The sequence below is a fragment of the Flavobacterium sp. genome, from assembly GCF_024710485.1.
Taxonomy (GTDB): Bacteria; Bacteroidota; Bacteroidia; order Flavobacteriales; family Flavobacteriaceae; genus Flavobacterium.
Map to the genome: position 1 here is coordinate 135813 of NZ_JANJUQ010000023.1, position 13639 is coordinate 149451.

At 43.5% G+C, this 13639-nt stretch carries 7 protein-coding genes; 5 read left to right on the plus strand and 2 right to left on the minus strand.

Features of this window, described 5'->3' with window-relative positions; translation table 11 throughout:
• The first annotated feature begins 15 nt into the window (after nucleotides 1–15).
• From Q0M21_RS05780 to bioA, 3 genes are read left to right on the plus strand one after another with little or no spacing between them, the layout of a single operon-like run.
• The gene (locus Q0M21_RS05780; RefSeq protein WP_295335545.1) at nucleotides 16–417 is read left to right on the plus strand and encodes a GxxExxY protein; all 402 of its coding nucleotides are present in this window, start codon (nucleotides 16–18) and stop codon (nucleotides 415–417) included.
• Nucleotides 418–453: 36 nt separating this feature from the next.
• Nucleotides 454–1077, plus strand: coding sequence for a dethiobiotin synthase (bioD, locus tag Q0M21_RS05785; protein ID WP_295335547.1), 624 nt, complete (start codon nucleotides 454–456; stop codon nucleotides 1075–1077).
• A 35-nt stretch (nucleotides 1078–1112) separates the two neighbouring features.
• A complete protein-coding gene (gene bioA, locus Q0M21_RS05790; protein WP_295335549.1) occupies nucleotides 1113–2384 on the plus strand; it encodes an adenosylmethionine--8-amino-7-oxononanoate transaminase in 1272 nt (423 codons plus the stop codon).
• A gap of 239 nt (nucleotides 2385–2623) precedes the next feature.
• Here the strand turns inward: bioA and Q0M21_RS05795 are convergent, their stop codons facing one another.
• Complete coding sequence (locus tag Q0M21_RS05795; RefSeq protein ID WP_295335551.1) at nucleotides 2624–2764, minus strand: hypothetical protein; 141 nt, start codon at nucleotides 2762–2764, stop codon at nucleotides 2624–2626.
• A 301-nt stretch (nucleotides 2765–3065) separates the two neighbouring features.
• Here Q0M21_RS05795 and Q0M21_RS05800 point away from each other — a divergent pair, with 301 nt between their 5' ends.
• Complete coding sequence (locus tag Q0M21_RS05800; RefSeq protein WP_295335606.1) at nucleotides 3066–4280, plus strand: beta-ketoacyl synthase N-terminal-like domain-containing protein; 1215 nt, start codon at nucleotides 3066–3068, stop codon at nucleotides 4278–4280.
• A 522-nt stretch (nucleotides 4281–4802) separates the two neighbouring features.
• Here the strand turns inward: Q0M21_RS05800 and Q0M21_RS05805 are convergent.
• Entirely contained in the window at nucleotides 4803–5273 is a 471-nt protein-coding gene (locus Q0M21_RS05805; protein WP_295335553.1) for a regulatory protein RecX, read from the minus strand.
• Nucleotides 5274–6434: 1161 nt separating this feature from the next.
• Between Q0M21_RS05805 and Q0M21_RS05810 the strand changes: the two genes are divergently transcribed.
• Nucleotides 6435–13631, plus strand: coding sequence for a T9SS sorting signal type C domain-containing protein (locus tag Q0M21_RS05810; protein ID WP_295335555.1), 7197 nt, complete (start codon nucleotides 6435–6437; stop codon nucleotides 13629–13631).
• Nucleotides 13632–13639: the final 8 nt, after the last annotated feature.

The window sequence follows — 13639 nt, forward strand, 5'->3', positions numbered from 1 at the left end:
TTATACAGTTTGCAAATGACAAATTTATTGCACAAACCAATTACTGATGGTATCTTAAAAGTATATTTTGATGTCTATAATCATTTGGGTTATGGATTTCTAGAGAAAGTTTATAAGAATGCAATGTATTTTGAATTAAAGGAGAAAGGCTATAAAGTTGAAATTGAAAAACCAATTAAAGTTTATTTTAAAGAACAACTTGTAGGGGAATATTATGCAGATTTGGTTGTGGAAGATAAAGTAATAGTTGAATTAAAAGCAGCTCAATTAATTATGAATGTCCATGTAGCTCAAACAATCAATTATCTTAAAGCTACTCCAATTGAAGTTGGCTTACTGTTAAATTTCGGTGAAGAACCCGAGTTTAAAAGGCTAATTTACACTAATGATAAAAAAAATAATTTAAAAAATCAGTGATAATCCGTTCAATCCGTTTTATCCGTGGCTAATTATATGAAACTATTCATCACAGGTATCGGTACCGATGTAGGTAAAACAGTCGCTTCCGCCATAGTAACCCAAGCTTTGGAAGCCGACTATTGGAAACCCGTTCAAGCGGGCGATTTGGAACTTTCCGACACGCATAAAGTCAAAGACCGAGTGGCCAATCAAAAGTCGCAATTTCACCCCAACGCCTATGCGCTCAACACGCCGGCCAGTCCACACTTGGCGGCCGAGTTAGACGGAATTACCATCGACTTAAATCAAATCAAAGAACCCCAAACCAACAACCACTTAGTCATTGAAGGCGCCGGTGGTATATTAGTCCCGCTGAACGATACCGATTGTATCATCGACTTAATCCGTCCCGATTATAAAGTCATCGTAGTGTCCCGTCATTATTTGGGCAGCATCAACCATACCTTGCTCACCATCGAAGCCTTGAAAAGCCGAAACATTCCGGTGGCCGGTATTATTTTTTCAGGCGATGAAAACCAAGCCTCAGAAAGCATTATTCTAAATAAAACAGGCGTTAAATGCCTCGGACGCATCGATAACGAACCCTATTTCGATGCCAATGTGATTGCCTATTACGCCGATAAGTTTCGCGATAACTTGACGAACTTGCAAAGCTAAAATCAAAAATCGTTAATCAACAATCTTCACGCCCAATGACACTCTCCGAAAAAGACCAACTATACAACTGGCATCCCTACACCCAACACAAAACCACCGGTCCGCTACCGGCCATTGTAAAAGGGGAAGGCGCGCTGCTTTGGGATGACAACGGCAAAGAATACATCGACGCTATCGCCTCTTGGTGGGTGAATCCTTTTGGCCACGCCAACAAAGTCATGGCCGAAGCGATTTACAACCAATTGACCACTTTAGAGCATGTATTATTCGGTGGTTTTACCCATAACAAAGCGGTCGAATTATCCGAAAAACTACTGTCGATTTTACCCGCCAATCAAAAGCGCATTTTCTATTCCGACAACGGTTCCACCGCGGTGGAAGTAGCCCTTAAAGCCGCTTTACAATACAACTACAACCAAGGCCTAAAACGCACCAAAGTCATCGCTTTTGAAGACGCTTTCCATGGCGATACGTTTGGCGCTATGGCGTCCAGTGGGATCACTTTTTTTACTGAAGCCTTCAAAGGGTCGTTACTTGAAGTGGTGCGCATTCCGGTCCCTGTTCCCGGGAAAGAAGCCGAGGCGTTACAAGCATTAACCCAATTGGTACAAACCAACGAATTCGCGGCCTTTATCTTTGAGCCTTTAGTGCAAGGCGCCGCCGGTATGGTGATGTACGAAGCTACAGTTTTGGATCAAATGATAGCCGTTTGCCAACAACACCAAGTGTTTACCATAGCCGATGAAGTGATGACCGGATTCGGAAAAACAGGCAAGACCTTTGCTTCAGATTACCTGCAAAACAAACCCGACATGCTGTGCTTGTCCAAAGCGCTTACGGGCGGAACGATTCCGATGGCCATCACCACTTTTACCCAAGTAATTTTCGATGGTTTTTACGATAACGATGTCAACAAAGCCTTGTTTCACGGCCATACGTTTACCGCCAATCCAACGGGTTGTGCCGCTGCTTTAGCCGCCATCGGTTTGCTGGAAACACCCGAAATGCAACACAACATCGCCCGCATTAACGCCCAACATTGGGCCTTTGCCCAAAAAATGCAAAGCCATCCCAAAGTGAAAACCACTCGCGTACAAGGGGTGATTTTCGCCCTCGAAATCAAAACCGAAACCCACGAAAGTTACTACGGTTCGATGCGCACGAAACTCTATAATTTCTTTATCGATAAAGGCGTGATTTTGCGCCCGGTGGGGAATATCGTGTACATCTTGCCACCGTATGTTATTACCACCGAACAACTGGAAAAGGTTTATGGTATAGTGGAACAAGCAGTGGGAATGGTTTGATTTTTTTTTGCCACAGATTACACGGATTACACGGATTTTCTATCTGTGTTTATCCGTAGTATCTGTTTTATCCGTGTGCTCAATATCAGCGGTTAGATTGGTTTGATTTTTTTGCCACAGATTACACAGATTACACGGATTACACGGATTTTCACGGATTTTTTTCGCCACAGATTTTATCTGTGTTTATCCGTAATATCTGTTTCATCCGTGTGCTCAATATCAGCGGTTAGATTTTTTTAGCCACGGATTACACGGATTTTCACAGATTTTTTTCTGTGTTTATCCGTAGTATCTGTTTCATCCGTGTGCTCAATATCAGCGGCTAGATTGGTTTGATTTTTTTTGCCACAGATTACACGGATTACAAGGATTTTCACGGATTTTTTTCGCCACAGATTTTATCTGTGTTTATCCGTAATATCTGTTTCATCCGTGTGCTCAATATCAGCGGTTAGATTTTTTTAGCCACGGATTACACGGATTTTCACAGATTTTTTATCTGTGTTCCAATTTAATCACACACAATCGCTAAACTTTCCCTGTAAACTGAGACTGAGACTGAAAACTTTTTCTTCAGTATATCTCTGTGTAACTTCCAACCCGAAACCCGAAACCCAAAACCTTCATCCCTAACTTTCCCCAAGAATAACTACCTTTGCCGTACATTATTTTACCATGTTGAAAACCAAAATCTCCATAACCTCGCTAGCTTCTATCTCTCCTTTAGGAAAGGAAGCCGAGTTGATTTGGAAGCAATACCTTTCGCCCGAAACTTTAATTAGTGTTCAATCCTTCAACGGAAAGCAGCAGTTCGCTGCCACGCTGCCACAGGAGTTGCGCCATGCTATCAACGCCTTGCGCAAGGAAGACATTAAGTACAAAGCTTTAGACGAAACCGTACTCATGGCCATTTTAGCCTCGCGACAAGCCATAGCCGAAGCCGGTTGGACAGTAGACGATGCGTTCGGGATTAACATCGGTTCTTCTCGCGGCGCTACACAACTGTTCGAGAAATACCACAAAGAGTTTATCGAAACCGGCAAAACCGCCACACTAACTTCGCCTACCACAACCTTGGGAAACATTTCATCATGGATTGCCCACGACTTAAAAAGCACCGGTCCCGAAATCTCGCATTCCATTACGTGTTCTACGGCTTTGCATGCCGTGTTGAATGCCGTGGCTTGGCTGCAATCGGGCATGGCGACTAAATTTTTGGTAGGTGGCAGTGAAGCACCTTTAACGCCTTTTACCCTGGCGCAAATGCAAGCGTTAAAGATTTATGCCAATCCGAACCCAAACGATACTAACAACCCGCAACCCGCCACCCGCCACCCGCAACTTCAAGATGTTGAAGCCTATCCTTGTCGCGCCTTCGATTTTACCAAAACCAAAAACACCATGGTCTTGGGCGAAGCCGCAGCCGTAGCCTGTTTGGAGGTAGGCGACAACCCAAAAGCCTTAGGGTATATTACCGGAATCGGGTATGCGACGGACAATTTACAACACAACATTTCCATCTCCGAAGAAGCCTTGTGTTTTCAAAAATCGATGGCGATGGCCTTGCAAAATACGCCTTTAGAGGAAGTTGATGCCATAGTGATGCACGCGCCGGGCACACTCAAAGGCGACAGCTCGGAATACAAAGCCATTCAAAAAATATTTGGCGATAAACTGCCGATGCTCACCACCAACAAGTGGAAAATCGGACACACCTTTGGCGCTTCGGGAATGCTGAACCTCGAGTTGGCGCTACTCATGCTCCAACACCAAACTTTTATCGGAATTCCGTATATCGATGAGCCTAATCCGAGACCACAACTTCGAAACATACTCATCAACGCTGTCGGTTTCGGTGGCAATGCAGTGAGTGTTTTGGTGGCTAAGCGATAGTTTAAGGTATAAGGTTTGGCACACGGATGCCACAGACCTGACTGCCTGCCGGCAGGTTACACTGATTTTTATTGATTTTTTAGGCCACAGATTACACGGATTACACAGATTTTCACGGATTTTTTATCTGTGTTTATTCGTAATATACGTTTCATCTGTGTGCTCAATATCAGCGGTTAGATTTTTTTAGCCACAAATTACACAGATTTCCACGAATTTTTTTAGGCCACAGATTCCACGGATTAAACAGATTTTCACGGATTTTTTTATCTGTGTTTATCCGTAGTATCCGTTTCATCTGTGTGCTCAATATCAGCGGTTAGATTGGATTGAATTTTTTGGCCACAGCAGCCACGGATTACACTGATAATACTGATTTTCACTGATTTTTTCATCCGTGTTCCACTTTAATCACACACAATCGCTAAACTTTCCCTGTAAACTGAGACTGAGTCTGAAAACTTCCCTTTCGTGAATCTCCTTTTACCTCAGTGTATGGCTGTGTAACTCCCAACCCACAACCTACAACTTTTCCAACTCCTTCATCTTCTCATAGACCAGTTGACTTTCCCAACCTCTTCGCAATAGGTAATCACAGAATTTTTTATTCTTTTTTTGTCCATCGCGTTCGGTTAAGCTGTTCCAATGGCGTTGCGCCAGGGTATCAAAAATCTGATAGTATTCGGTGTCATCAATTTCGCTTAAAGCCGCTTTGATATTGGGTGCCGAAATGTGTCTTTGTTTGAGTTCATTAACAATTCTGATTTTGCCCCAAGATTTGATACGGTGTTTGCCCCGAGCGAAACTTCGGGCGAAACGTTCTTCGTTCAGGAAATTGTGTTGCAGTAAATGCACAACGATTGCATCAATTTCGTCACTTTTCATGCCCAGTTGGTACAACTTATCCACCACTTCCTGATGGCAACGCTCTTGGTAGGAACAATAATATTCCAGCTTGAGTGTGGCTTCGGCAAGGGTTGGTTTTTCAGGCATAGTATCTTCGGAATAGGTGTAAAAGTAACGATTATTTAGAAAATGGAAACCGGTTGCTTTGGATTAGCGCAGGGATGCCACGGATTTTCATAGGTTTTTTTCGCCACGGATTACACAGATGCCACGGATTTTCACGGATTTCACAGATTTCACAGATTTCACAGATTTTCACGGATTTTTTCTGTGTTTATCCGTAGTATCCGTTTTATCCGAGTGCTAAATAACAGCGGTTAGATTGGTTTGGTTTTTTTGCCACAGATTACACAGATTTTCACTGATTTTTTCTGTGTTTATCCGTAGTATCCGTTTCATCTGTGTGCTCAATATCAGCGGTTAGATTTTTTTTAGCCACAGATTCCACGGATTACACAGATTTTCACGGATTTTTTATCTGTGTTTATCCGTAGTATCCGTTTCATCCGTGTGCTCAATATCAGCGGTTAGATTGGTTTGGTTTTTTTGCCACAGATTACACAGATTTTCACGGATTTTTTTATCTGTGTTTATCCGTAGTATCCGTTTCATCTGTGTGCTCAATATCAGCGGTTAGATTTTTTTTAGCCACAGATTTCACGGATTTCACAGATTACACGGATTTTTATCTGTGTTTATCCGTAGTATCCGTTTCATCCGTGTGCTAAATAACAGCGGTTAGATTGGTTTGGTTTTTTTTGCCACAGATTACACGGATTACACAGATTTTTTATCTGTGTTTATCCGTAGTATCTGTTTCATCCGTGTTCCAAAGAATTAGTTGATGCCCGGAAGATAATTACGAGATCAAAGTTGAATACCAACCCGCAACTCGCAACCCGAAACCCGCAACCCGCAACTCAAAACCCGCAACTCAAAACCCGCAACCCGAAACCCGCAACCCAACTTAAACACTTATTAAAACACTGTTTTTCAAACCAATACGACAGCGTTTTTTTACAAATTTTGCAACAAAAAGCCGCTTTGTAAGACTTTCATTTAATTATCCGTAAAAATTACATTTTCATGATGATTTCTTAAGATAAACCCCTTGTAAATAATTAATTTAGATGTAGTTTTGTATGCCCATTTTTCTACTACATTCCGCTTGACCTTTTTTTGTGCGCACTATTGTGAGTGTCGTACAAAATGCTAATGACTATGAAACTATAGAATCATTATCGTTATATGTCATTAAAAAAATTACTCGTTGCGTTTATTTTGGTGTTGTTTGGAACTGTTAGTTCGTTTGCTCAGATTGCGATACCGAACACTTCGCCAGTCACTCAAAATTTTGATGGGATTGGAAATACAGCCACAGCAACATTGCCAAGTGGTATTAAAATTGGCCAAAATGCTGATTATACAAATGTAGCAAATACAACAGTAACAAATCTAGCATATGGTTCAACAGGTGCGGGTGTTGTGACAGGTACTTCTTCGGGGGGCTGTATAAATTGGGCGAATGGAATTACAGCTTCATCAACAGACAGAGCTTTAGGTTTTTTGACTACTGGAAGTTATTCTAGCCCTAGAACAATTTTTGTTGCAATTCAAAATACAGGTTCAAGTAACATTACGGATTTGTCTATAACTTTTGATTACGAAAAGTATCGCTCAGGAACTAGAGCATTCAATTGGGCCTTTTTTCACGGGGCAACTTCAACGGCAGTTAACACTTCTGCGACAGCTGGAGATCAGGCTTATGCTGCTGATGCCAATAACACTACAATCAATAATCCACCAACGTCTATTACAAAAACAGTAAACTTAACAGGATTAAACATAGCACCTTCAGGATTATATTATTTGTGTTGGACATTTACGGGTGTGGGAGGTTCAACTAATGGGCAAGGAATAGGAATAGATAATTTAAGTCTCACGGCAACATTTTCTGGTCCAAGCGCTACCCTAGCCGACAACGGCACCCAAATCGCCGCCAACACCGTAGGCCAAGGCACTACCAATCATATTTTGTCTTCGTTTCAAGTCACCGTTGCCAATGCAGTAGCTACTTTAAACACGGCTTCGTTTACCACTTCGGGCAATTACCAAGCGGCCGATATTGCGGCTTCGGGCTTTACCCTTTGGTACAGTGCCACAAACACTTTTGGGTCGGCTACGCCTTTGGGCACCTTAAGTTCGGCATCAGCCGGCAGTGGGGAAACGCTCAATTTTACAGGCTTGAGTCAGTCGCTGCCGGTAGGCGTGGGCTATTTTTGGGTTACCGCCAATATTGCTTCGGGCGCTACCGTTACCCGTACCATCAACCTAAACGCCATAGCCAATACCAACTTAACGTTTGCCTCGGGTACCAAATCGGGCAGCGCAACTGCCGGCGGTACGCAAACCATTACCGCACCGGTTTTTATCACCGCTATACCCGGTTCATGGCATGTGGGTGCTACTTGGGTAGGAGGGGTAGTCCCGTCAAGTACCGATAACGTAATCATTGCTCACAATGTAATCAACGTAACGAACGCAGCCGCCATTTCCCGTGGTGCGGGCACTACTACGGTTGTTAATGCCGGAGTGAGTTTGTCTACCGGTGCGTTTACTTACACCAATGGCGGAACAACCACCGTAAACGGAACTTTTATCATCCAAAACGGAGGCTGGGCCACCGGAAACAATTTTGTTTATGGGCCGGCCAGTACGTTAACTATGAATCACAACACTGGAGTTCTTTATGATGTTAATCCGTCACAAGCCTTTTGGCCGGTAGCCAATCCGCCGTTTAACGTAACTATTTCGGCCAATTCGCCAACAAGCATCAATATGATAGTTGGTCCTGTGAATGGAACCTTAACTGTGAGCGCTGGTTTGGTTGTTACTGTGGCCAATGCTCTAACCGTAAATGGGACAGCACTTTTAAATAACGGATTAAATATTGCTACGGCCAATGCTGTAACGGCCAATGGTATACTGCGAATTAATGCCGGGGGCTTTATCTTAAATAATTCACCTATTTACGGCAACGCTTCTATTTTAAGATATTTCTCAGGCGGTACCTACGGAAGAGGTGCTGAATGGATGGCTCTGGGAGTAGGAACCATAGGCGTAACACCGGGTTATCCGAATAATGTTGAAATTCAAAACAACACTACGCTAGATTACATCAACGGAGCCGCTTCGGGTGCCGTAGGTATTAAAGCCATGGCCGGTTATTTAAATATTGCTACGGGTGCGGCACTTCACATGAACTTTGGAAGTGTTTCTGCCGGAGGTGCTTTAGTAGTAGGCGGTGCTGTTACAGTTAACGGAACTTTAACCCTCGGACAAGCCGCAGGAGACGATATTAAAATAGGTGGTAACTTAGCCGTTACCGGTACCTTTAACGGCAACGACAGAGCAGTATTCTTTACCGGAACTACACAAACCGTAACGGCTTCAGCCACGCTAACACTGCCTTATGTGGTGTACCAACCGGCTTCGGGAAGCACCACGGTACAGTTAATCGGAACCGGTCCTTACATTGTTTCGGCTCCGCTGGGAGGCAATGCCATCAGCTTTAGCAATGCCGGCGATGTTTTCGATATCAACAACAGAACATTAACCATCGGAACCACCGGTTTGGCCAATACCATTAGTGGTGCCGGAACCTTTAGAGGCGGTAATACTACTTCGGCTTTAACACTTTTAGGAACAGGCTCCATAGGTACCCTGCGATTTAGCGGGACTGCTGCCCAACAAACCGTAGCGAATTTCACTGTTAACCGTACTTCGGGCGCTATTGCCGCAGTGATGGGTTCGGCGGTAACCATCGGCACCAATTTGGCTTTAACGGCCGGGATTGTTGACCTGGATGTGAACACGATGACTTTAAATGCGGCAGCTACCATTTCGGGAGCAGGGGCTTCCAATTATATCATTGCCGAAAACACCGGAATTTTAAGAAAAGAGTTTACAGCCCTCGGAAGTTTTGTGTTTCCGATTGGGGATAAAACCGGGACTATGGAGTACTCGCCGGCTACCATTAACATCACCGCGCAAACAGGATTAGGAACCGGTGATTATGTAGGAGTGTCAGTAGTAGATGCCAAACACCCGAACATGACCGCTACTTTGCATTTCATCTCCAGATATTGGTCGATTACCAAAGCCGGGACTTTTACCGCTACTTACGATTTCAGTGCAAATTATTTGACAGCCGACATCAGCGGTACACAAACCACTTCGCTTTCTCAACAATGGGACGGCACGGCTTGGTCGCTCACCGGAACAAGCCCTTTGAGCAGTAATACATTAACACTAACTAACATAACAGCTTTACCAACTACCAACCATTGTACAGGAGGTTTGCGCGATCCTGAGATCAACATCAAACAAGGCGCAACCAGTTATCCGTCGGGTGGCACAGGCTATACTTTTACCAGTACTACCTCCGGCGCTTCAACTTCGGTCACTTTTACCATAGAAAATTTAGGCAATCAAAATTTAATCATCACCGGAAATACCTTTACCGGAAATCCGCCATTCAGTTTAAATCCGGCGCTAACTTATCCTATTTCGATAGCCAATAGCGGGACAACAACATTTACCATTGTATTTGCGCCCACTGTTCCCGGACCATACAGCGGCAGCATCACCTTTGCCAATAACGATTCGGATGAAGCCAGTTATGTGTTGAATTTTTCAGGTACTTGTTTAGGCAGTGCTGCTTCGGATATTTTAAAGGTAAATTTGTCTGAACCACTAACCATTCCAAGTACTAACATAGGCACCATAGCTTCAGTAACCGATGGAGTAGAAGTATGGCAATTTAATTTAAGAGATGGTGGCGCAACAGCCGATGCGGATTTATTGCCAACTATCATGACCAATTTGATCATTACCCAAATACCAGCAGACGAAATAGGCAACTGGAATGAGGCCATAGAAGATATTGTTTTGGTAGATGTTTCTTTGGGAACCATTTTGGCGCATGGTGTTGTGACTACTAATCAAATTCAGTTTTCGGGATTTAGCACAACAGCAGCCGATGGCGGGCAAAAATTATTGGCATTGCGATTAACTTTGAAATGTCCGCTGGGCGCAGGAGCTTTAGAAACCGACGACTTTGTGTTTACCATTTCAAATGCGAATGTAACTTTTGACCCGTCAGGTTCCGGAAAAACCACTTTTACCGCACAGTCTTCTACCAACGACAGAAATGCGTTGTCTATGGTAGCCACTAAGTTATTGTTTACTACACAGCCAATTACCACCGGCGTTAACAGCACCATGGCTAACGTAGTGGTTTCGGCTACAGATAATTGCGGTAACTTAGATATCAATTTCACCGGCAACGTTAGCCTAACAAGTACCGGAACTATGACCAGTGCGCCTATTACTGTAGCGGCTGTTGGCGGATTGGCCACTTTTACCGGAATTATTCATACCGTTGCAGGAACCGATTATACCATGGGAGCTACTGCCGTTGGCTTAACCGGCGCCGGTAGTACCTTGTTTGATATTTCGGTGGTTACTGTTTTAACGCCGGGCGATTTAGCCGTGTTGGCCATTAACACCAATACCGAATCACCTTCGGGCTGCGACTTGATCAGTTTTGTGTGTTTCCGCGATTTGTTACCGGGAACTACTTTATTTATTACAGATAACGGTTACGAGCGAAAAACAGCCGGCCTTTGGGGTGGAACAGAAGGCGTAATTACCATTACGCGAACCGGAGCCGTTTTACCTAAAGGAACCATCATCACCATAGAAACCACTACGGCCAACGTAACGTCAGGAACACATTACAACGTATATACTTGCGGAGCCATCGATACCAACTGGACCAAAACCGCTGTTTCCGGTGGAGGTGTGGGGGGTTTTAACCTTAATTCTGACGACGACGTTTGGTTTATGCAAGGCGGTGTTTGGACCAATGATACCGCACATGCTTCAACCTATACCGGTAATGTGTTGTACGGCTGGACAGAAAGTGGCTGGGATTCGGCACCGGGAGGAGCTTCCGGCGATACCAAGTGGTCTACTTTATATCCGCAGAAAGAATGTTTCAGTACCATAGCCCCTCTTGGAGACGGTTTTGTAAAATATGACGATCCTAACAATCCCGATTTTTCAACTTTAACCAACGGTAAATTTGATTGGATTGCTTCTATTAATAATCAGGCTAACTGGGATTCCTATGCCGATAACGCTGCTTTTGATGCCGGAGGATACAATTACAAAGGCAATTGTACGTTAGTGGCTATCGATACCGATATATACATCAACGGAAGATGGAGCGGTCGCAAAGACACCAACTGGTTCAACTGTGAAAACTGGGATACTTTAATAGTACCGGATGCTACGGTGGATGTTTTGATTCCCGACAATACGCTTGATCGTAAGGCAGTGGTAGACGCAACGGCACCGTTTGCCGTTTATCAAAATTACATTGCTAAAGCCAAAAATTTAACCCTAAGCGGTGAAGCCTTAGAGATATCCGGTAATGCTAACAATAAGTTGGAAATTCACGGCAATTTAACCATCGCCAATACAGTGGCAGATGGTGCTTTAGATATGAATGACGGGAACAACGCTACTGCCGATGGGCAACTTTATTTGTATGGCAACTGGACCAACAATAAAAACAACAATGCTTTTGATGAAGGTAACGGAACCGTGCATTTTGTTGGAGCACCAACACCGCAAATTATCAATGCCGTTGCGCCACTGGGGACAGAAGTGTTCTACAATGTAATAATGGACAACAACTTCATCACTTCGGTGTCGAATGATTTGGTGGCTACGGGCGACTTGACTCTGGCCACAGGAAGAACTTTGACGGCTAGTGTAGGCGATTATATTCGAGTGAACAACCGATTAACCAATAACGGTAACATTTTAATTGACGACGATGCCCAGCTGATTCAGGTTAACGATACCGATACCAATGCCGGAGATTACACCAGCACTACTACAAAATTCCAAGTCAGAAGAGGCTTTACTGCCAAACATATTGATTATGTGTATTGGAGTGCTCCTATAGATAATTATAATGTAAGCGGCTTGCCTAGTGGTTTGCGCTATGCTTGGAATCCTACGCAAGTCAATACTAACGGTACCATGGGGAACTGGACACCGGCCAGTGGTTTAATGGTGAAAGGGAAAGGCTATATTGCCCGCACGTTTAACGGTTCGGCTACGCCAATTACGGCTACACACACTTTCCGTCAAGGGAAACCACATAACGGTTTGTTTACCTTGCAAATTAAGCGCGGAACATACAATGGTGCAGATTACGATGCCGATCCCGTTAACACTACCAATGCCTTAACTACAAAGTACGACGATAATTGGAACTTAGTAGGAAATCCTTATCCGTCAGCTATTGATGCAGATAAATTTATGGCACTAAACGCCACTAAAATTGAACCGGCCATTTGGATATGGCGACATGGTTTAGGGTTGTCCAACACCTCCAATCCGTATTATAATAATTTCGGATACAGCTACTTGCCGGATTATTTAATGTACAATAGTTTGGGTTCGACAGAACCAAGTTTTAACGGAAAAATTGCATCCGGACAAGGATTTATGGTGAATATGCTGCACAGTGCCGGGACTTTATTTTCAACCGGTCCTGATACTTATGCAGACAATCTAACCTTTAACAACAGTTTGCGTTTAGGAACTAACGACGCCGTGTACAACAACTCAGCTTTCTTCCGAAGTGCTACGGCAGAAACCAATTCAACCGATAGTGAAACTGTAATTGAAAAAAGCCGCATTTGGTTAGATATTATCAACACAACCGATGGACAGGTAGATACTACTTTGTTGGGATATGCCACCTCGGCTACTTTGGGAAGAGACAATACTTTTGATTGCTTTTTTGCGCCTAGAGGTAAAGTGAGTTTGTATTCGTTGATAGATCAACAACCTTTCATTATTCAGGGTCGTCCGTTGCCTTTTGATATCAATGATCAAGTCCCGATGGGAATCAATATCGTTTCCAACGGTAGCCATACGATAGCCATTAAAAAGACCGACGGAATTTTTGTGGATGATGTTACCGTTTATTTACAAGACTTAGCGTTGAATGTGATTCACGATTTAAAACAATCGCCTTATACTTTTACCGCCAATAAAGGAATCATCAACAATCGATTTGTTATCAGGTACACTAACAATACCTTAGGCAATACAGATTTGGAAACTTTAAGCAATTCAGTTAGAGTTACCGGTAATAACGGACAGGTTACGGTAACCTCTTTAAGAGAAAACATCAAGGAAGTAATGGTGTATGATGTTTTAGGCAGGGCATTATTAGAGGCTAAATCCATCAACAATCTTAACTTTAGCCGAGGGAATGTTACCCAAAGCAATCAAGCCTTAATTGTGAAAGTTACTTTGGAAAATGGGGCAACGGTGACTAAAAAAATAGTCTTATAGCCTAATAG